Origin of the sequence: Methylobacterium tarhaniae (genome assembly GCF_001043955.1) — a bacterium.
GTDB lineage: Bacteria > Pseudomonadota > Alphaproteobacteria > Rhizobiales > Beijerinckiaceae > Methylobacterium > Methylobacterium tarhaniae.
Map to the genome: position 1 here is coordinate 1 of NZ_LABZ01000255.1, position 19,830 is coordinate 19,830.

Here is a 19,830-nt window from a genome sequence, read left to right on the forward strand (position 1 = left end):
GCCGTAGATCACCCGCTGGCCGCGCACCATGACATACCGGCCCGGCCCGCTCTTCTCGCGGATGACGAGGCGGCGGTACTCGGGCGAGCCGACCCGCACCCGGCGGCCCTGGATCACCACGTACTCGACCCGGCCGGGACGCACGCGCCGCTCGCGCTGCTCGACCACGACGAGGCGGCGGTACTCGGGCGAGCCGTAGATCACCCGCTGGCCCGCCACCGTGACGGTGCGGCGGCCGCCGACGGTCGTGACCCGATCCGAGATCCGGCTGTCCCGGGCCTCGCTGCGGAAGCCGGCCCGGCCCTCGCGCTGCTCGAGGCGCTCGGCACGGTCGCCGCGGCGCTCGGTCCGGCGGTCGCCGTCGCGCTCACCGGCGCGGCCGGTCTCGGCACGGTCGCGGGTCGCGTCCTTGCGGTCGGCCATTCCACCCTGGTTCATGCCGTCGCGGCCGGCGCCCGGACGGCCCTGCTCGGCGCGGGCCTGGCCGTCGGCCTTGCCCATCTCGCCCTTGCCCATCTCGCCCTTGCCCGCATCGCCCCTGCCCATCTCGCCGCGGGCCTGCGCGCCGGCACCCTGCTGCCCGGCTCCGGGCCCCGCCTTCGCACCGGACTGGCTCATCTCGCCGCCCCGACCCGGCGCGGCGCCCGCGCCCGGGCTCCCGGCCCCTTGCGCGAAAGCCGAAGTGCTGAGCAGCAGCGCGGCCAGTCCAACTGTCAATCTGTTCATGATCGTCTGCCTCCCTGCCGCCGGAATCGGTGCGGCGGCGCTTCGAAAGATGCTTCAAAACGCCGACCCCAAAATATCGTTCCGGACTATTCGCAGGTCTTCTGACGCAACGCGTGATGCAATAGTCAAGCTTCAGCATGAAGACTTGATGCCATGCAGCATGACACGGTGCGGACTGCGCAGGTGCGGGGACCTTGGCGTTCCACGGGCGAGGCCGCGCGGAACTGTTTCCGTAGGGCCAACGTTCCTGGTGACCGTAGCCGTTTCGCACCCGGAATCGCCCTCGCGCCGGATCCCGGGACGGCGGCATCGAGGCCGGAGGACAGCGCGCAGGATGGTGGCGGAGCCGATGACGACGCAGCCCGGACGGGATTGGCTCGACCTCGCCAGCCCGCCCCCGCAGCCGCCGGGCAATCCCGAGGCGCCTGCTCCCTCCCGCCTCTCGGCCGGGAGCCGCCGGCTCTCCGAACGGCTGGAGCGTGTCGGCTCCGGTGCGGCCCGGGCCGGGAGCGCCGCATTCGGGCATCTCCAGCCGGTGATGGCGGCCGCGGCGGGGCCCTTGAGGCGCGCCGCCCCCGTCTGGCAGGAGGCGGCGGAGCGCGTCGGCGCCCATCCCCTCGCCGCCCGCGCCGCCGCAGCGGCGCGGCGGGCCGGGGCGCTGCCCTGGGGCCGCGCCCTCCTGCTCGCGGGGCTGGGCGTCGCCGGCCTCGCGACCGTCTTCCTGGTCTGGTGCGCCGCGACGCTGCCGCCCCTGGCCGGGCCGCAGCGCCCGGCCCGCACCGTGACGGTGCAGGCCGAGGACGGCACGCCGCTCGCCCAGCGCGGCTCCCCCCGGGGGCGGGCGCTTCCCCTGGAGGCGGTGTCGCCGGCCATGCGCCAGGCCTTCCTGGCCGCCCAGGACCCGTGGTTCGAGGACGATTACCGCCTCGACGCATCGGGGATCGCGGCCGTGATCAACCACGCCTTCCGCGACACGATCAGCGACGGTCCCCGGTCCGGCAGCCCGCGCCTGACCCAGCGCCTCGTCCGCCGCGACCTCATCGGGGCGGCCCCGGGCGAGGCGCGCAGCCTCGCCGACCGGGTGCGCGAGGCGATGCTGGTCCTGTGGCTCTCCGCGCGGGAGGACCGCCCGCGGATCCTCGCCCGTGCCCTCGACCTCGCTCGCTTCGGACCCGACCTGACCGGGATCGACGCGGCGGCGAGGACCGTGTTCGGCAAGGAGGCAAGCTCCCTCGGCCCGGCGGAGGCGGCCTATCTCGCCGGCCTGACCCTCGCCCCCGGCCTGCAACCCGACCGGGACGTGACGGCCGTCCGGGCGCTCGGCCGCGACGTCCTCGACGACATGATGATGATGGGGCGCCTCACCGGCGCGCAGAGGACGGAGGCCGGGCGGGCGCTCGACGGTCTCAGCCCGGTCGGGGCCACGCCGGTGACCCGCAGCGGCGTGCCCGATCTCGTCCTGGCGGAGGCCGCCGGCCGGCTCGGTCCCGAGCCGCCCCGCGAGGCGGTGGTGCGCACCACCCTCGACCGCGAGGTGCAGGCCATGGCCGAGAAGGCGGTGGAGCGCCGCCTCGACGCGGCCGGCCGCGGCGGCACCCGGGCGGGCCTCCTGGTCCTCGGGCCCGATGGCGGCGTGCAGGCGGTGGTCGCCGGTGGCGCCCCGCTCACCGAGACGCCGGACACCCGCCGCGCGGCTCTGGCCAGCCTGCGCCATCTCGGCCGCGACGGGCGCCCGGTCTACGACCGGCTCGTCGCCGGGCCGATGCCGGCGGCGGAGCGGCGCGGAGCGCTCCTCTCGCTGCTCGCCGACCTCGCCCGGCCGACCGGGGACACGGAGGATCCGGGTGACCGGGACGGGCTCTTCGTCGGATCGGTCGGCGACCTTCTCGTCGGCACCTATCTTTCCGGCGGATCGGCCGAGAACGGGGCCGGCGACGCGCCGGAGGCCCTGTTCCAGGACCTGGCGGCGCAGATCGCCAAGGCCCGGCCGGCCCCGCAGGTCGCGGAAGCGCGGGAGGCCGCCCGCGAGACCGCCAGCACGGCTCGCGGTGCGGCCCGACCGGCCTGGCAGAATCCCGGCGAGCGCCCGGCCGCGGCGCCGTCCCTGCGCGGCGTGCCGCGGGTGATCGATACCGGCCGCCTGCGCCTCGAGGGGCAGGCGGTCCGCCTCGCCGGCGTCGAGGGGCAGGGCGGCACGCTCGCCCGCGAGTTCCGCCAATACCTGCGCCGGCGCGAGGTGACCTGCCAGCCGGCCGGCGGAGCGGATCTCTACCGCTGCCGCGCCGGCGACCAGGACCTGTCCGAGGTTGTGCTGTTCAACGGCGCCGGCCGCGCCGCACCGGGCGCCCCGCCGGAACTGCAGGCGGCGGAGGCGAGCGCCAAGGCGCGCAAGGCCGGGATGTGGCAGTGAGGGCGTCCGCCCTCACACCCCCAGATAGGCCGCCGTCACCTCCGGATTGCGGGCGATCTCCGCCGCATGGCCCTGCAACCGGATCCGGCCGGTCTCGAGCACGTAGGCGTAGTCGGCGATGGCGAGCGCCGCGCTGGCATTCTGCTCGACGAGCAGGATGGTGCGCCCCTCCGCTCGCAACGACGCGATGATCGAGAAGATCTCGTCGACGATGAGAGGCGCGAGGCCCATCGAGGGCTCGTCGAGGAGGAGCAGGACCGGCTCGGCCATCAGCGCCCGGCCCATTGCCAGCATCTGCTGCTCGCCGCCCGAGAGATAGCCCGCCTGCTGGCGCAGCCGCTCGGCGAGCCGCGGGAACCGCGCCTCGACCGCCGCCTGCCGCCGCGCGGCTTCCGGCCCCGGGACGTGGTAGGCGCCGAGGCGCAGGTTCTCGGCCACCGTCATGTTGGCGAAGACCTGGCGGCCCTCCGGCACCTGCACGATGCCGCGCCGCGCGATGCGGTGCGCCGCCTCGCCGGCGATGTCGACGGGAGACTCGTCGCCGAACAGCACCCGGCCGGCCCGGGGCTTCATCAGGCCCGAGAGGCTGCGCAGGATCGTGGTCTTGCCGGCGCCGTTCGAGCCGATCAGCGACACGATGCTGCCGCGCCGGACCGAGAGCCCGATGCCGTGGACCACGTCGGCCCGGCCGTAGCCGAGGCGCAGGCCCTCGACCGCGAGAAGTTCCGGGGAAGCCGGCTCCGTCACGACACGGCTCCCCGGCTCACGCTGACGTCATGGCTGCCGGTACCGAGATAGGCCTCGATCACCGCCGGGTGGGCGCGCACCTCGGCCGGCGTGCCGTCGGCGATCCGGCGGCCGAAATTCAGGACCGTCAGCCGGTCGCACAGGCTCATCACCAGGGGCATGTCGTGCTCGACGAGCAGCAGGGTCAGGCCGCGCTCGTCGCGCAGGCGGCGCAGGAGGCCGAGGAGGGCGTGGGTCTCGGCCGGGTTCATGCCGGCGGCGGGCTCGTCGAGAAGGACGAGGCGCGGCTCGCAGGCGAGCGCCCGGGCGATCTCCAGCCGGCGCTGGTCGCCATAGGGCAGGTCGCCGGCGCGGGTGTCGGCGGCATCCAGCAGGCCGACGAAGGCCAGGAGGTCGCGGGCCTTGGCCTTGGCCTCGCGCTCCTCGGCCCGGAAAGCCGGACCGCGCAGCAGGATGCCCCAGGTGGAGGACAGCCGCGTGTGCATCCCGGTCATGACGTTCTCCAGCACCGTCATCTCGGAGAAGATGCGGATGTTCTGGAACGTGCGGGCGAGCCCGAGCGCCGTGCGCCGGTAGGGCGCCAGCCCGTCGAGGGGCTGGTCGCCGAGGCGCACGCTGCCGGCGCTGGGCGCCAGCACCCCGGAGACGAGGTTGAACAGGGTGGTCTTGCCGGCGCCGTTCGGGCCGATCAGCCCGTGGACGGTGCCGGGCGTCACGGTGAAGTCGACCGAATCGACCGCGACGAGGCCCTGGAAGCGGCGGGTGAGACCCGCGACGGTGAGGAGAGCCCGATCGTGCTGAGTCATGGCGGTCAGCCCGTCCGGGCGATGCGCCAGGGCAGGATGCCCCGCGGCATGAAGAGGACGGCGAGCACGATGATCAGGCCGTTCACCATCAGGCGGAAATCGGCGAGCGGGCGCAGGACCTCCGGCAGCAGGGTCAGGATGGTGGAGCCCAGCACCGGCGCCAGCGGCGAGCCGATGCCGCCCAGGAGCGCGTAGCTCAGGATCGTGACCGCGGCCTCGAAGCCGTACTCGTTCGGGCCGATGAACGAGGAGACGTGGGCCGAGAGGCAGCCCGCCACCCCGGCCATCGCCGAGGAGACGACCAGGGCGACGAGCCGGTAGCGCGGCAGGTTGACCCCCATCACGCCGGCCGCGGCCTCGTCCTCGCGCATCGCCTCCATGGCGCGGCCGACGCGGGAGCGCGCCACCAGCGTCAGGCCGACCAGGAGGACCGCCAGCGTGCCGTAGATCGCCGGCACGCCGCCGCGCTCCGGGATGTTGGAGAGGCCGAGCGCCCCGCCGGCATAGTCCCAGTTCAGGAACACGATGCGGGTGATCTCGCCGAGCCCGATCGTCGCGATGGCGAGGTAGACGCCGGTGAGCCGCAAAGTCGGCCCGCCGACGACCAGCGCCAGCAGGGCCGGCACCAGGGCCGAGGCCAGCATCGACACGGCGAAGGGCGTGCCGAACTTCACCGAGAGCAGGGCGCCCGTATAGGCGCCGACGCCCATGAAGGCGGCCTGGCCCAGCGAGAGCTGGCCCACCGCCAGCACCACGTAGACCGAGAGGGCCAGGATGCCGTTCACCCCGATCCCGTGGATCAGGCTCTGGTAGGTCCAGTAGAAATCGTCGAGGGCTTCCCACATGGTCTTAAGCCCGCTTGGCGGCGGCGCGGCCGAACAGGCCGAGCGGACGGAACCACAGGGTGGCGACGAGGAGCGCGAAGGCGATCATGTCCTTGAGGGTCGAGGAGAGGTAGGCGGCGGTGAGCACCTCGGCGAGGCCGAGGAGCAGGCCGGCGAGAAGGGCGCCCCGCAGGTCGCCGAGACCGCCCACGATGATGACCGCGAAGCCGCGCAGCATCATGTGCTCGCCCATGAAGGGCTGGATGGCGTTGAAGTTGAGGCCGACGAGCACCCCCGCGGCGCCGCCGATGGCGCCGGACAGGAACGACACGACCCGCAGCATCAGGGCGCCGTTGATCCCCATCAGGGACGCGGCGTCCGGGTTCTCGGCCACCGCCCGGATGGCGAGGCCGATCCGCGAGCCGCGCACCAGCGCCAGCAGCGCCAGCATCAGCACGATCGCCGCGCCGAGGATGAGGATCTGCGTCGTCCCGACCCGCACGTCCCCGAGGCTGTAGGCGCCGCCGGAGAAGACCTCGGCGGGGAAGCGGCGGATCTCGGTGCCGAGGGAGGCCGCCATGCCGGCATAGAGGAAGAGGGTGGCCCCCAGCGTCACCATCAGCGAGGCGAGCTCGGGCGCCTTCGCCTTGCGCAGGCGGGTGAGGAGCAGCGTGTCGAGGACGACCGCGATCAGGCCCGCGACCAGCGCGCCGACCGGCAGGGCCGCCCAGATCGGCAGCCCGAGGCCTTGCGTGCTCCAGAGCGCCGCGAAGGCCCCGAGGGCGAAGTAGACCCCGTAGGTGAGGTTGATGACGCCCATCACGCCGAACATCAGCGTGAAGCCGATGGCGAAGAGGGCGTAGGTCGCGCCGAGCACGACGCCGTTGACGAGCTGCTGCTCAAGCATGGGGGCTTGGAATTTCGGTGGGCGCCCGGCGCCCGAGGCGGCCCGGCCTCAGGGCCGAGCAGGATGACGATGGCGCGACGTGGCCGATATCGCGCGGCGGGTCAATCGGTGGGGAAGGCGCGAGAGACGCAGGCGCCATCGCATGACAACAGGGCGCGGGTCCCCCTCTCCCGTGTGGGAGAGGGGATCCCGCGATTTATCCTTGGAACGTCCTAGAACAGCGCCCGCTTACTGAAGCAGCTGGAACTTGCCGCCCTTCATCACCAGCACCACGACGCCCGAGGTATCCGCCGGGTCGCGGCTGTCCGAGAACGAGAACGGACCCATCACGCCGGTATGCTTCACCTTGATCAGCGCGTCCTTGATCTTCTCAGGCTCCGGCGCGCCGGCCGCGTCGATCGCCTTGGCGACGATGAACAGGGTGTCGTAGGCCTGGGCCGCGAACTGGTCGGGCAGGTCGCCGCCGTACTTGTCCTTGAAGGCGTTGACGAAGGCCTGGTTGGCGGCGTCCGGCTTGCCGATGAACCACGGGCTGCCGACGAGGGTGCCGTCCGCCGCCTTGCCGGCGATGTCGCCGAGCTTGGGCGAGTTCAGGCCGTTGCCGCCGATGAAGAACACCTTCTCGGGAATGCCGAGCTGGCGCGCCTGGAGCTCGATGCCCGAGGCCGCCTCGACCAGGGCCGACAGCACGATCGCGTCCGGGTTCAGCGCCTTGATCTTGGTGAGCTGGGCCGAGAAGTCGGAATCCTTCGAGCCGAAGGTCTCGGTGCTCAGGGTCTCGATGCCGAGCTTCTCGAGCGAGGCCTTCATCACGTCGTAGGCCGACTTGGTGAAGGCGTCGTCGTTGCCGTACATCACGGCCACGCGCTTGACGCCGAACTTCGCCTGCGCGGTCTTGAGCGTGACCGGGATGACGTCGGCCTCGGGGAGCGAGGTGCGGAAGACGTAGGGCCCGATCGCCGTGATGCCGTTGGCCGTCGTCGACGTGCCGACGATCGGCACCTTGCGCTCGTTGGCGACGGGGCCGGCGGCGAACATCTCGTTCGACAGGGTGGGGCCGAGGATCAGCGGGACCTTGTCGCGGCCGATGAGCTTGCGGGCGGCGTTGAGCGCCTGCTCCTTGGCGCCGGCCGAATCTTCGTAGGCGATGGCCAGCGGCCGGCCGCCGAGCACGCCGCCGGCCTTGTTGATGTCGGCGAGCGCGAGGTCGAAGCCGCGCTGGATGGCGATCCCGTAGCGGCTGTTCGGCCCGGTCAGGATCTCGATCGCGCCGAGCTTCACCGGCGCCTTGTCCTGCGCCTGCGCGCCGGTCAGGCTGCTTCCCAGCACCGCCGCCGCGAGCAGCACTCTCCTCGACATCGACCGCATCCCGGTTCCTCCTCGCATCCGCTGTTCTGGTTGCCGTGCCGCACGACGACGGGCCGGGCTTCGGCACTGGATCGGAGAAGCGCCTTAAAGCACTGTGGGGCGGCGGTAAATCGTTTCCCGCGGCCACGCACATGCGAGAACGGCCCCGCCGGTGGGCGGGGCCGTTCTCGCATGCTGCGAAAGGATGATCCGATGATCAGAGCGCGCGGTCGAAGCGCAGCTCGCCGGCCTGGCTCTTGATCACCAGCTGCGAGCCGACCATGTCCCATTGGCCCGAGGTGCGGAGCGCGGTGAAGAACTGCATCTCCGAGGCGCCGACCGCCTTGTCGCAGTTGCGCTTGGTCAGCGCCAGCGGGCCGACCGCCAGGTGCTGCTCCTTGAGCGGGAAGGCGGTCGCCGCGAAGGTGTTGCAGCCGCCGAAGCCGCGGGCGCGGTACTGCTTGTCGATGATGAAGCTCGGCCGCTCGTTGCCGGCGAAGGGCTTGCCGTTGAGGCTCACCGCCGTCCAGGTCGAATCGAGCGGGAAGATCTTCTCCTGGGCCTTGAGCGGCGGGATGTATTGCGGCGCGTTGGCCTTGTCCCGGTTCTTCTGGCCGTAGCCCAGCATGTTCTGCGCCGAAGCCTGCGTGGCCGACGCCAACAGCGCGACGGCACCGGCGGCCAGCGCAACCTGCATCGCCTTCATCGCATTCCCCATTTGCCTTGTCGTGTTGCGGCGAACCGTAGAGAGGGCACCCCGCACCCGCAACCCTGGCCGCATGCGCGAGCACCCCGTATCGGCATCTTGCCGATGACTGTTGCATTTATGCGGCAAGCTTGGCCGCAATGTGGCAGGACTCGCGAAAGCTTGCCGGTGTGGCAACGAAAGCGGGGCCTCGCCGTTAGCCAGGGCGTCGCCGCGACGGCGGGCGGCGCGGATCGGGCCACGAGAGAGTAGGGGACAGGCTTCAGTGAACGGCGCAGACGACATCACGGCGGCGCAGCTGCGCCGGGCGCGGGACCTGCTGGGCTGGTCGGAGGACGAGCTGGCCTTGCGCGCCAACGTCGACGCGGAGAGCATCCGCCAGTTCGAGGCGGGACGCTACCCGGCTTCCCCCCAGCAGCGGGGCGCAATCCGCGGCGCCCTCGTCGCCGCCGGGGTGGAACTGACCGACGGCGCCTATCCGGATGCCCGGTTGCGCCCGGAGGACGCGCCGGACAAGGGCATCCACCCGAGCGAGCTCACCACCGAGAACGACCGCTGACCGTCGGGACGGCATCGCTTGCCGCGGGCTCGCGTGGCCGGACTCGCGTGGCCGGACTCGCGTGGCGGTGCAGCCGGCTCGCCCGCTGCGGCAGAGACCCCGAAACTGCAACCTTCCGTTGAGAAAGCGTGACAACCAAGGAAATACAACGAAGCTACCATCCGACTTAGTCCCCCTCCCGCGTAATTTTTAACGGTTAGGCCGCCACGGTGGCGGACGGGAACGGTTCGATCCTACCCGGGGGGAAAATGCTATCGCGACTGAAGATCGCCGCCAAAATCGCGGCCGTGACCTCGATGGCCTGTATCATGGCCGGCGGAGCCTTGTGGTACGCGTCGTCGCGACTGACCGAGATCGGCGGACGCTACGATCGCTTCGTCGCGCAGGAGAACCGCGCCGCCGCCGATGCCCGACGCGCGACCCGCTACGTGTTCGAGATCGGCTACGCTCTCGAACGGACCCTGACCGCCCCGGATGCAGCGGCGCGGCAGCCCTTTCTCGCCGAGATCGACGCGTCGCAACCGCTTCTGGGGCAGATCATGGCCGGGCTGCCGGCCGAGGCGCCCGCCTTCGCGGGCCGGATCGCCGCGGCGGCCGGCGCGATGGAGCGCTTCATCGTGGAGAGCCAGACGGCGCGCCGGATGGTCGAGGCGGGTGAGGCCGCGCGGGCCGCTGCCCATGCCCGCCGGGTGGTCGATCCCCTGATGAGGACGGCCTACGAGCGCGGCGGTGTGCTGGCGGACGACATCACCGCCTATGTCGACGGCGAAGCCAAGCGGCTCGCCTCCGAGACGCGGTCGGCCCGGACCATGACCCTGACGCTCGGCATCGCCACCGTCCTGGTGGGTTTCTGCGTCGCGATGATCATGTCGGCCTTCGGCATCACCCGGCCGCTCAGCCGTCTCGTCGGGGCGATGAACCGAATGGCGGAAGGAGAGGTCGAGGCGCGCCTCGTCGAGACGCAGCGGCGCGACGAGATCGGTGCGGTGGCCCGGGCGGTCGAAGGAATCAAGGCCATGGTGGCCCGCAAGGTGGCGGAGGATGCGGAGCGCGGCCGGGACGCGGCCGCCGCCTCGTCGCAGGAGCGACGCCACATGCTGATCGGCCTCGCCGACGAGTTCGAGCGCGAGGTGGGCGGCATCTCCGGGGAGATCTCCTCCGCCTCCACCCTGCTCCAGGAAGCCGCCCGGACGATGAGCGCCACCGCGACCGAATCCGCGGCGCAATCCACCGCCGTGGCGGCGGCGGCCGAACAGGCGGCGGCGAACGTCCACACCGTCGCGGCGGCGGCCGAGGAGCTCGGCTCGTCGGTCCAGGAGATCGGCCGCCAGGTCGACGGCGCGGCCCGGCTCGCCGAGGCCGCGGTCGCGGAGGCCGGCCGCACCGGCGAGGCGGTGCACGGCCTCAGCCAGGCGGCCGCGCGCATCGGCGACGTCACGGCGATGATCTCGACCATCGCCGCCCAGACCAACCTTCTGGCGCTCAACGCCACCATCGAGGCTGCCCGGGCGGGCGCGGCGGGCCGGGGCTTCGCGGTCGTCGCCGCGGAGGTGAAGGCCTTGGCCGACCAGACCGCGCGGGCCACCGCCGAGATCGCCGGCCAGGTCGGGGCGGTGCGCGACTCGACCGACTCGGTGGTCTCGGCGATCGCCGGCAGCATCCGCGAGATCAGCGGCGTGTCGGCCTCGATCGCGGCGGCCGTGGAGGAGCAGGACGCGGCGACCCAGGAGATCGTCCGCAACGTCACCCAGGCCGCCACCGGCACCGGCGAGGTGACGGGCAATATCGGCGGCGTCGCAGAGGCGGCCGAAGGGACCGGCCGCACGGCGGACCAGGTCCTCGACGCCGCCTCGGGCCTGTCGCGCCAGTCCGACCGCCTGAGCGCCGAGGTGCGCCGTTTCGTCGAGACGATCCGGGCGGCGTGACGGGAGACGGTCGGCGCAAGGGACGGGCACCGGCCGCGCGGGATCGCGTTCCGCGGGGCCTGGGACTCAGGGGGCGACCACCCGGCCGCCCACCTTCGCGGCGACCGCCTCGACCACTCCCGCGGCGAGGCGGTGCCGCGCGCCGCCAGTCCCTCGGCGAGGACCAGGTACGCGCCGCCGCCCGACGGCTGTGACGGACGGTATCGCGCACATCTCCACCGAGATGTGACGCAGCGGAATACGGGCCTTCAGCCGAGGGCCAAGCTCTTCAGGTCGAAGCCGGGATCCGCCGCCTGCTCGGGCGTCGGGCTGCGGCCGGACTGGAGCAGGCGCCGGGCGATCATGTGGTCGGCCGGGCGGTTGAGGGATTCGACGCCGGCGAGGCGCCCGCCGCGGTAGCAGAACACGGAAACGCCCCGTTGGACACCGCCGGATTCCGGATCGCCCCGGCGCACGGCGAGGTCGTGCGGCTGGCACAGGCCTGCGATCTGGAGCTTCAGCGGGCCCTGGTCGCTCCAGAACCACGGCACCGCCGTGAAGGCGGCGGGCCGGCCGGCGAGGCGGGCGGCGACGCAGCGGGCACCGTCGACGGCGTTCTGCACCGATTCGATCCGCACCCGCGCCCCTTCGGCGTGAGGCGAGGGGAAGCTCGCGCAATCGCCGATCGCCGAGATCGCCGGATCCTCGGTCGCCAGCACCGCGTCGACCGCGATCCCGTTCTCGACCCGCAAGCCCGCCGCCTTCGCGAGTTCGTCGTTCGGCAGGACGCCGATGCCGACGAGGACGAGGTCGGCCGCCACTTCGCGCCCATCCGCGAGGGCCACCGCCCGGACGCGGTCCGGCCCGACCAGCCCCGAGACCGCGCTGCCGAACAGGAAGCGCGTGCCGGCCCCGACATGCGAGGCCTCGATCAGCGCCGCCATGGCGGGCGAGACCGAGCGGGCGAGGGGACGGTCCAGCCCCTCGATCACCGTGACGGGGATCCCCTTCTGGGCGCAGACCGCCGCGAATTCGAGCCCGATGAAGCCGGCCCCCACCACGGCGACCGACCGCGCTTCGGCGAGCGCCGCCTTCAGGGCATCCGCCTCGGCCAGGGTGCGCAGCTGGTGGAGTCCGGGCAGGTCGGCGCCCGGCACCGGCAGCGGGCGGTTGCGCGAGCCGGTCGCCAGGACGAGGTGGTCGTAAGCGAGCGCCTCCCCGGAGGCGAGGTGCAGGCGCCGCGCCGCCCGGTCGATCGCGGCCACCCGCTCGGCGCCGCGCACGGTCAGCCCGTGCTCGGCGAAGTAGGCCTCCGGCCGCAGGGCGAGCCCCGCCGCGTCCGTCTTGCCCAGCATGTAGGCCTTCGACAAAGGCGGCCGGCCATAGGGCAGGCCCGGCTCCTCGCCGACGAGGGTCACCGGCCCGGCATGGCCGTTCTCGCGCAAGGAGGCCGCGAGCTGAAAGCCGGCCTGGCCGGTGCCGACCACCACGATTCCGTTCATCGGCAGGACATAGCCCGGAAGCCGCGGCGGCGTCGAGCTTGCGCGCTACCAGGCGACGCAGAGCTTGCCGAAATGGCCTCCGCTCTCCTGGTGGCGGAAGGCCGCGGGCAAGTCGGCGAAGGCGTCGATGCGGTCGATCACCGGGCGGATTCCCGTCCGGTCCAGGGCCGCGACGTAGTCCTGCTGCTGGCGCCGGCTGCCGACGATCAGGCCCTGGAGGCGGGCTTGCTTCGCCATCAGCGCCGAGGTCGGCACCTCGCCGCCCCGCCCGGTGAGCACGCCGATCAGCGCGATGTGACCGCCGACCCGCACCGCCTCGATCGACTGAGCCAGGGTGCCGGGTCCGCCGACCTCGACGACGTGATCGACGCCGCGCCCGCCGGTCCAGTCGCGCACCTGCCGGCCCCACTCGACATGGGTGCGGTAGTTCACCGTGTGGTCGGCCCCGAGCGCCCGCGCCCGTTCGAGCTTGGCATCGGAGGAGGAGGTGACGATCACGGCGGCGCCCATCGCCTTGGCGATCTGCAGGGCCGCGATGGAGACGCCGCCGGTGCCGAGGGCCAGCACCGTGTCGCCGGCCTTCAGGCCCCCATCGCCGACGAGCGCCCGCCACGCCGTGAGGCCCGCGGTGGTGATGGTGGCGGCCTCAGTCGGGCTCCAGCCGCGCGGCGCGCGGGTGAAGGCGCCGGCGGGCCGGACCGCGTGGGTGAGGGCGAAGCCGTCGACCCCGTCGCCGGGCACCTGCGTGAAATCGCCGACCGGAGCCTGCGGCAGCCCGTCCGCCCAGTGCGGGAAGAAGCAGGAGACGACCGCGTCGCCGGGGGCGAACTCGGTCACGCCCTCGCCGACGGCCTCGACGCTGCCGGCCCCGTCCGACATCAGCACGCGGCCATCGGCGGCGGGGGAGCGCCCGCTCGCCACCAGGAGGTCGTGGAAGTTGAGCGAGGTCGCGTGGATCGCGACCCGGATCTCGCCGGGGCCGGGCTGCCCGGGATCAGGCCGCTCGGCGACCTCCAGCCGGTCGAGGCCGCCGGGGCTGCGTACGACGAAGGCCTTCATTCGATCCTCCTGCATCCTCTCCGGCCGAACCAGCCGGGGGTGTCAGGTAGGACGCGCATCCGCGGCTTCGAGGCCGAGGATCAGCCACCCCGGCATGCGGAGGGCGCCAAGCTGCATCCCGCCCGGCGCCCCGCGACGCGATCGAGCGCGTCAGAAGTCGCGCTGCACGCGCATGCGGACGTGGAACGCGTCTGCGACGTTCGTGGTGGCGACGGGAGCGCCCGCCGCGTCGACCGGCACGCCGTTGACGATCCGTGCGACGCTCTGGCCGGGGCTCTTGTTCAGATCCGCCCGCGATCTCGTCCTGAGGTGGGGGGTTAGGACAGGCCGACTTGTCTCGAGGCATGAGTCGTCGATCTTGCCCGAGCAGGCTCTCAGGATGAAGTCGTGGGCGGGAGAACCACTCGTCGCGGCCCTGTCGCGGACCCCGGAGACGGGCATGATATCTCCGCGCCTTCGCATCGACACGTCGATGCGAAGGCGTCCGGCGCATCGGCGCCGGCGCCCGTTCGGGCTTGCCTTGCGCCTTCGAACGGATCTGTTCGAAGGCGCGGCGGTATGACGTGGAGAAATAGATCTTTGCCGCCCGGCACCGAACCGGCCCTCAATGCTCCCGCGCCGCCAGCACCGCCTCGGCCCGGATCTCCTCGGTGAGCTGGGCTTTCAGCCGCGAGAATTCGGGGCTGGTCTTCACCGTGTAGTGGCGCGGATGGCCGAGTTCGACCGGGACGTCGGCCTTGATCCGCCCGGGGCGGGCCGTCATCACGATCACCCGGGAGGCCATGAAGATCGCCTCCTCGATGTCGTGGGTGACGAAGATCACGGTCTTGCGCTCGCGCTCCCAGATGCCGAGCAGCAATTCCTGCATCAGCCCGCGGGTCTGGTTGTCCAGCGCCCCGAACGGTTCGTCGAGGAGCAGGATGGCGGGATCGTTGGCGAGCGCGCGGGCGATGGCGGTGCGCTGCTGCATGCCGCCGGAGAGCTGCTTGGGGTAATGCCCCTCGAAGCCGCGCAGGCCCACCTTGTCGAGATAGGCCGCGACGATCTCGCGGCGCTCCGCGGTCGGCACGCCGCGCTCGCGCAGGCCGAAGCCGATATTCTCGGCCACCGTCAGCCACGGAAACAGGGTGTAGGACTGGAACACCATGCCCCGGTCGGGGCCGGGCCCGCGCACCTCGCGCCCCTCGACGAGGACGCGGCCCGCGCTCGGCCGGTCGAGCCCGGCGACGATGCGGAGCAGCGTCGACTTCCCGCAGCCGGAGGGCCCGAGGATGGTGATGAAGTCGTTCTTGGCGATCACGAGATCCGTGGGGCTGAGGGCCTGCACGGGCTTGGCGCCGCGGTTGCCGGGGAAGACGCGCGCCACGCCCTCGACCGCGACCTCGATACTGTCCCGCATCAGGCGAGCTTCCAGGGAAACAGGAGCCGGTTGGCCGCCTTGAACAGGAAGTCCGAGACGAGGCCGATCAGCCCGATGACGATGATGCCGAAGATGATCTGCCCGGTGGCGAGGAGCGCCTGGCTCTCGATGATCATGTGGCCGATGCCCGACGAGGAGCCGATCAGCTCGGCGACGATGACGTAGGTCCAGGCCCAGCCGAGCACGAGGCGCAGGATCTCGGCGATCTCGGGGGCGGTCGCCGGCAGCAGCACGCGGCGGATGATGCCGGCGTCGCTGGCGCCGAGCGTGTAGGCCGCCTCGACGAGGTCGCGCCGGACATTGCCGACCGCGACCGCGATCATCAGGATGAGCTGGAACACCGAGCCGATGAAGATGACGAGGAGCTTCTGCGTCTCGCCGATGCCGGCCCACAGGATCAGCAGCGGCACGAAGGCCGAGGCCGGTAGGTAGCGGGCGAAGGAGACGAAGGGCTCGAAGAACGCCTCGACCGGCTTGTAGGCGCCCATCATCACGCCGAGCGGCACGGCGATCAGGGAGGCGAGCAGGAAGCCGCCGAGCACCCGCCACACCGTGATCCCGATATCCGACAGGAAGTCGAACCGGGTGAGGAGCAGCCAGCCGTCCTGGACCATGGTGATCGGATCGGCCAGGAAGGTCTTGGGCACCAGCCCCCCGAGGGTCGCGGCGGCCCAGGCCGCCACGAACAGCACGAAGAAGCTCAAGCCGAGGACGGCCTTCGCCGGGCCGCCGACCGGCTGCAGCGGACGCAGGGACCTCACTGCACGAAGCGGGAATCGGCGAGGCCGGCGATGTCGGGCTTCTGCCGGATCACGCCGATCTCGAGCAGCAGCTCGGCCGCCTGCTCGGAGAACTTCTGGTGCTCGCCGTTGAAGAACGCCTTGTTGGCGGCGCGGTCCTGCCAGCGCAGGAATTGCGCGGACTTGCCGAAGGCCTCACCGGTCTGCTTCACGTCGGCGCCCATGATCTCGTAGGATTTCTGCGGATCCTTGGCGATCATGTCGAGCGCCTCGAAGTAGCTGTCGGCGAGCGCCTTCGCGGCCTTCGGGTTCTGATCGAGGAATTCGGGGGTGCAGCCGAAGGTGTCCATCACCATCGGATAGTCGAGGGTGGTGGCGATGATCTTGCCGGCCTGCGGCGCGGCGCGCACCGACGAGAGATAGGGCTCGTAGGTCATCGCGGCATCGTTCTGGCCGGCGATGAAGGCCTGCGCGGCCGGGCCCGGCTCGAGGTTGACGACCTTCACATCCTTGAGCGACAGGCCGTTCGCCTTGAGGATCCAGGCGAGGCCGAAATAGGGCGCGGTGCCGGGGACCGAGGCGGCCACGGTCTTGCCCTTCAGGTCCTTGATCGACGACACGTCGTTGCGGACGGCCAGCCCGTCGGCGCCGTAGGACTTGTCGAGCTGGAAGATCTGCTTCGTCGGCACGCCGTTGGCGTTCCACACCACCCAGGTCTCGACCGTGGTGGCGGCGCATTGCACGTCGCCGGAGCGGATGGCGAGATGGCGGCTCGCCTGCGGGATCTTCTTCAGCGAGACGTCGAGGCCGTTCTTCTTGAAGATGCCGGCCTCCTTCGCCAGCGTCAGGGGCGCGAAGCCGGTCCAGCCGGACAGGCCGACGGTCACCTTCGTCTCCTGCGCGGCGGCCTGACCGGCCAGCGCGGCCGCGACCACCAAACCTGCGGCAACCGCCTTCATCATCCCCTCCCGCTCGCCTGCACGATCCACTCGCCAAGCAACGCCCGCCAAGCCCCACTCGCCAAGCCTCGCCTGTCGTACCGTCGCCCGGCCGTTGTGTATAGACATAATAGCGGGCAGGTTGCCCGCGGATCCGGCACGTCCCCTGCCGCCCCGGCCCCCTGCACCCGAACGGCGCCGCGCGCGTTGTCGGGGTTGACGCGGTTGTCACGAGGAGCAGTCGGATGAGCGGAAGCACGCGCCCCACCGTCGTGGTGACCGGCGGCAGCGCCGGGGTCGGGCGCGCGGTCGCGGTCGCCTTCGGGCGCCGGGGCTGGAATGTCGGCATCGTGGCGCGGGGCCGGGCGGGGATCGCCGCTTCGGTCGAGGAGGTGCGGGCGGTCGGGGGCCGGGCACTGGGCTACCGCGCCGACGTCGCCGATCCGCGGGCGGTCGACCGCGCGGCGGACGCCTTCGCGGACGAGTTCGGCGGCATCGACGTCTGGGTCAACAACGCCATGGTGACGGTCTATGCCGAGGTGGCGCAGATGAGCCCGGAGGAGTTCCGGCGCGTCACCGAGGTCACCTATCTCGGCCAGGTCCACGGCACGCTCGCGGCCCTGCGCCACATGCGCGAGGCCGACCGCGGCACCATCGTGCATGTCGGCTCGGCCCTGGCCTACCGGTCGATCCCGCTGCAATCGGCCTATTGCGCCGCCAAGTCGGCGGTGCGCGGCTTCGTCGACAGCCTGCGCACGGAATTGCTGCATCACCGCAGCGGCATCCGCCTCACCATGGTGCAGCTGCCGGCGGTGAACACGCCGCAATTCGACTGGGCCCGCTCGCGCCTGCCGCGCCGCCTCCGGCCGGTGCCGCCGATCTTCCAGCCCGAGGCGATCGCCGAGGAGATCGTGCGCGCGGCCTACGACGCGCCCCGCGAACTCTGGATCGGCACCCCGTCCTGGCTCGCGATCCTGGGGGCACAAGGCGCACCCGCCTTCACCGACCACTACCTCGCCCGCCACGGCTACGAGGGCGAGATGACGGACGAGCCGGCGGAGCCCGGGCGGCCCGACAACCTGTTCGACCCGGTCGACGCCCACAGCGATTCCGGCGCCCACGGCCGGTTCGGCGCGCGGGCCAAGGGCAGCGTCGTGGCAGCGGACCCGATGTGGCTGCATCTCGGGATGATCGCGGCGGCAGGCCTGATCGGCGGGGCGGCGCTGGTGGCGGCCAGACGGAGCGGACAGCGGGATCCCCGGATCGCGAGCCGCTGACGCGTCTCCGGTTCTCGGCCCTCGCGGCCCGTCGCCGAGACGGCCGAGCCTGCCTCAGCGCCGCCGCTGCCACTCCGGGGATCCGGATGCGTCATCGGCGGCGGGGAGGGCGGGACGGCGGCGCGGCCGCATCACCCCGGACCCGCACCGGCCGGCGACGATGCGTGCCGGGGCCAAACCCGCCGCGGAGGGCTCCTCACCGGTCTCGTGGTTGCAGCGGACGATCTCAGCTCGCCCGGGCCGCACGTCGCTCCGCCCTGAGCGCACCCATCAGGAAGGCGATCATCGCGTCCAGGGCCGGCACGAAATCCTCCGGGCACTGGACCACCAGCACCGGGTGGCAGAAGCGCACGATCGCCGTATGGACGCAGCGCGCCGCCACCGCCGGATCCTCGACCGCGAACTCGCCCCGCGCCACGCCGTCGGCGATGACGCGCTCCAGCACGGCGGTGATCCGGTCGACGTGGTGGCGGCAGACGTCCCAGCTCTCGGACATGGCCGCCTCGACCATCTCGTGCATGCGCGGATGGCCGGTGAAGCGGCCGACGGCGTCGCGGTGCAGGAAGACGATGATCTCGCGCAGGCGGGCCTCGGCCGGGAGGCCGGGCCGGTCCGCGAGGGCGGCGATCCGCGCCTCGACCTCGCCGATCAGGCGCGCCACCACGGCCTCGTTGATCGCCTTCTTCGAGTCGAAGAACCGGTACACGTTGGCCGGGCTCATCCGCAGGGTCTTGGCGATGTCGGCCACCGTGGTCTTCTGGTAGCCGATCTCACGGAAGAAGCGCTCCGCCGTCGCCAGGATGCGGCAGCGGGTATCGGACGACGTTTCCTCGACCGGTGGAGGTGCGGACAGGGCAGGGATCATCCGCGAAGCCTATCGTGCCGATTGCATGCGGGTCAAAAGGCATCGGCGACCTTGGCGCGGGGTGTGGCATCTGCGTCACCCCGCGCCGGCCCGATCAGGACCCGAATTGCGAGCCCAGCCGCTCCAGATACTCGGCGAGATCGATGCCGCCGACCTTCTTGCCATAGTCGAAGCGCATGCCGGGCCGGATCGCCACGCTCTCGCGGGCCGTGGTCAGGGTGACCGGCCTGGTGCAGACCCAGGCCCCGTCGCGACGATGCTCGAAGTAGTTCAGAATCTCGTGCCCGCCCATCTCCGGCCTCCCGACCAATCCTGCCGGACAACGTGACAGTCGGGTGGAAGTTCACACGACGTTGCGGCCGATCGCCGGACTTCGCGCAAGCTCGACCATGCATGGCCGCTTGCGCCGCGCCTTGCCCCGGGGGACAATCGGCCGAGTTCCGCCAGGAGACATCCCGATGCCGGTCGCCCGCCGCGAGGCCTTGTTCCTGATCGCCGGCGCCGTCAGCCTGCCGGCCCGCGCCGCGCCGCTGCAGAGCAGCGCGACCGCCTCCGCCTTCAGCTTCGCGAGGCCCGAGGGCGGCAGCCTGGCGCTGGCCGAGCTGATGGGCAAGCCGATCCTGGTGGTCAACACCGCGACCGCCTGCGGCTACGCCCCGCAATTCTCGGGGTTGCAGCAGCTCTGGACCCGGTTCGGCGCCCGCGGGCTGACGGTGATCGCGGTGCCCTCGGCCGATTTCGGGCGCCAGGAACCCCTCGACGGGATGGCGATCGCCGAGGCGGCGCGCAAGAACCACGGCGTCACCTTTCCGGTGGTGGCCAAGACCGGCGTGACCGGGGCGCAGGCGCACCCGTTCTACCGCTGGGCCGCCGCCGAGAAGCCGGCCGAAACCCCGCGCTGGAACTTCCACAAGTACCTGGTCGGCCGCGACGGCCACGTGGCCGCGGCCTTCGCGACCCCGGTCGAGCCGACCGATCCGCGGGTGATCGCGGCGATCGTCAAGGAGCTGGACGCGGCGGGGTGAGGGAGTTCCGTCTCGCGAGACTGGAAGCCGGAAACCTCTCCCCTCCATCCAACCCAAAACCTCATCCT

The 19,830-nt window shown here is 72.1% G+C and carries 19 protein-coding genes and 1 pseudogene; 5 read left to right on the forward strand and 15 right to left on the reverse strand.

The window, feature by feature from the left end; translation table 11 throughout:
* A pseudogene (locus VQ03_RS27550) lies at positions 1 to 726 on the reverse strand (hypothetical protein); the annotation flags it as partial.
* A gap of 349 nt (positions 727 to 1,075) precedes the next feature.
* On the opposite strand from VQ03_RS27550, the gene VQ03_RS27555 reads away from it, so the two are divergent.
* On the forward strand, positions 1,076 to 3,136 hold the full coding sequence (locus tag VQ03_RS27555; protein WP_245292217.1) for a transglycosylase domain-containing protein: 2,061 nt from the start codon (positions 1,076 to 1,078) through the stop codon (positions 3,134 to 3,136).
* 12 nt (positions 3,137 to 3,148) lie between these two features.
* Here the strand turns inward: VQ03_RS27555 and VQ03_RS27560 are convergent, their stop codons facing one another.
* The 6 genes from VQ03_RS27560 to VQ03_RS27585 form a co-directional block, all read right to left on the reverse strand.
* Positions 3,149 to 3,883: an ABC transporter ATP-binding protein gene (locus VQ03_RS27560; RefSeq protein WP_048454117.1), complete on the reverse strand. Its 735-nt coding sequence runs from the start codon at positions 3,881 to 3,883 to the stop codon at positions 3,149 to 3,151.
* Positions 3,880 to 4,689, reverse strand: coding sequence for an ABC transporter ATP-binding protein (locus VQ03_RS27565; protein ID WP_048454118.1), 810 nt, complete (start codon positions 4,687 to 4,689; stop codon positions 3,880 to 3,882). Before VQ03_RS27565 ends, VQ03_RS27560 begins: the two co-directional genes overlap by 4 nt.
* Before the next feature lie 5 nt (positions 4,690 to 4,694).
* The gene (locus tag VQ03_RS27570) at positions 4,695 to 5,534 is read right to left on the reverse strand and encodes a branched-chain amino acid ABC transporter permease (RefSeq protein ID WP_048454119.1); all 840 of its coding nucleotides are present in this window, start codon (positions 5,532 to 5,534) and stop codon (positions 4,695 to 4,697) included.
* A gap of 4 nt (positions 5,535 to 5,538) precedes the next feature.
* Positions 5,539 to 6,420 (reverse strand): branched-chain amino acid ABC transporter permease, encoded by an 882-nt coding sequence (locus VQ03_RS27575; RefSeq protein WP_048454120.1) that lies wholly within the window; start codon positions 6,418 to 6,420, stop codon positions 5,539 to 5,541.
* 228 nt (positions 6,421 to 6,648) lie between these two features.
* Positions 6,649 to 7,779, reverse strand: a complete 1,131-nt coding sequence (locus VQ03_RS27580; protein WP_245292218.1) for an ABC transporter substrate-binding protein — start codon at positions 7,777 to 7,779, stop codon at positions 6,649 to 6,651.
* Positions 7,780 to 7,984: 205 nt separating this feature from the next.
* Entirely contained in the window at positions 7,985 to 8,473 is a 489-nt protein-coding gene (locus VQ03_RS27585; protein ID WP_157064292.1) for an META domain-containing protein, read from the reverse strand.
* A gap of 265 nt (positions 8,474 to 8,738) precedes the next feature.
* Here VQ03_RS27585 and VQ03_RS27590 point away from each other — a divergent pair, with 265 nt between their 5' ends.
* On the forward strand, positions 8,739 to 9,032 hold the full coding sequence (locus tag VQ03_RS27590; protein WP_083468254.1) for a helix-turn-helix domain-containing protein: 294 nt from the start codon (positions 8,739 to 8,741) through the stop codon (positions 9,030 to 9,032).
* Between the two features lie 308 nt (positions 9,033 to 9,340).
* A complete protein-coding gene (locus tag VQ03_RS27595) occupies positions 9,341 to 10,957 on the forward strand; it encodes a methyl-accepting chemotaxis protein (protein ID WP_245292219.1) in 1,617 nt (538 codons plus the stop codon).
* A 248-nt stretch (positions 10,958 to 11,205) separates the two neighbouring features.
* On the opposite strand, the gene VQ03_RS27600 is transcribed toward VQ03_RS27595, so the two are convergent.
* The 6 genes from VQ03_RS27600 to VQ03_RS27625 all read right to left on the reverse strand — a co-directional run bounded on the left by VQ03_RS27600 (position 11,206) and on the right by VQ03_RS27625 (position 16,616).
* Positions 11,206 to 12,438 carry an NAD(P)/FAD-dependent oxidoreductase gene (locus VQ03_RS27600; protein WP_048454124.1) on the reverse strand — a complete coding sequence of 411 codons (1,233 nt, stop codon included), beginning with the start codon at positions 12,436 to 12,438 and terminating at the stop codon, positions 11,206 to 11,208.
* Between the two features lie 45 nt (positions 12,439 to 12,483).
* On the reverse strand, positions 12,484 to 13,497 hold the full coding sequence (locus tag VQ03_RS27605; protein ID WP_048454125.1) for a zinc-dependent alcohol dehydrogenase family protein: 1,014 nt from the start codon (positions 13,495 to 13,497) through the stop codon (positions 12,484 to 12,486).
* A gap of 150 nt (positions 13,498 to 13,647) precedes the next feature.
* Complete coding sequence (locus VQ03_RS27610) at positions 13,648 to 13,938, reverse strand: hypothetical protein (RefSeq protein ID WP_048454126.1); 291 nt, start codon at positions 13,936 to 13,938, stop codon at positions 13,648 to 13,650.
* 163 nt (positions 13,939 to 14,101) lie between these two features.
* The gene (locus tag VQ03_RS27615) at positions 14,102 to 14,896 is read right to left on the reverse strand and encodes an ABC transporter ATP-binding protein (protein WP_048454127.1); all 795 of its coding nucleotides are present in this window, start codon (positions 14,894 to 14,896) and stop codon (positions 14,102 to 14,104) included.
* The gene (locus VQ03_RS27620) at positions 14,896 to 15,669 is read right to left on the reverse strand and encodes an ABC transporter permease (protein ID WP_048454146.1); all 774 of its coding nucleotides are present in this window, start codon (positions 15,667 to 15,669) and stop codon (positions 14,896 to 14,898) included. The genes VQ03_RS27615 and VQ03_RS27620 overlap by 1 nt, the downstream gene beginning before the upstream one ends.
* Positions 15,670 to 15,674: 5 nt before the next feature.
* Positions 15,675 to 16,616, reverse strand: coding sequence for an ABC transporter substrate-binding protein (locus VQ03_RS27625; RefSeq protein ID WP_048454147.1), 942 nt, complete (start codon positions 16,614 to 16,616; stop codon positions 15,675 to 15,677).
* Between the two features lie 224 nt (positions 16,617 to 16,840).
* Here VQ03_RS27625 and VQ03_RS27630 point away from each other — a divergent pair, with 224 nt between their 5' ends.
* On the forward strand, positions 16,841 to 17,872 hold the full coding sequence (locus VQ03_RS27630; protein ID WP_048454128.1) for an SDR family oxidoreductase: 1,032 nt from the start codon (positions 16,841 to 16,843) through the stop codon (positions 17,870 to 17,872).
* 226 nt (positions 17,873 to 18,098) lie between these two features.
* Here VQ03_RS27630 and VQ03_RS27635 read toward each other — a convergent pair whose 3' ends face one another.
* Together VQ03_RS27635 and VQ03_RS27640 are read right to left on the reverse strand one after the other, a co-directional pair.
* Positions 18,099 to 18,737: a TetR/AcrR family transcriptional regulator gene (locus tag VQ03_RS27635; RefSeq protein ID WP_048454129.1), complete on the reverse strand. Its 639-nt coding sequence runs from the start codon at positions 18,735 to 18,737 to the stop codon at positions 18,099 to 18,101.
* 94 nt (positions 18,738 to 18,831) lie between these two features.
* Positions 18,832 to 19,029 carry a hypothetical protein gene (locus VQ03_RS27640; protein WP_048454130.1) on the reverse strand — a complete coding sequence of 66 codons (198 nt, stop codon included), beginning with the start codon at positions 19,027 to 19,029 and terminating at the stop codon, positions 18,832 to 18,834.
* A gap of 166 nt (positions 19,030 to 19,195) precedes the next feature.
* Between VQ03_RS27640 and VQ03_RS27645 the strand changes: the two genes are divergently transcribed.
* Positions 19,196 to 19,762: a glutathione peroxidase gene (locus tag VQ03_RS27645; RefSeq protein ID WP_048454131.1), complete on the forward strand. Its 567-nt coding sequence runs from the start codon at positions 19,196 to 19,198 to the stop codon at positions 19,760 to 19,762.
* Positions 19,763 to 19,830 lie beyond the last annotated feature (68 nt).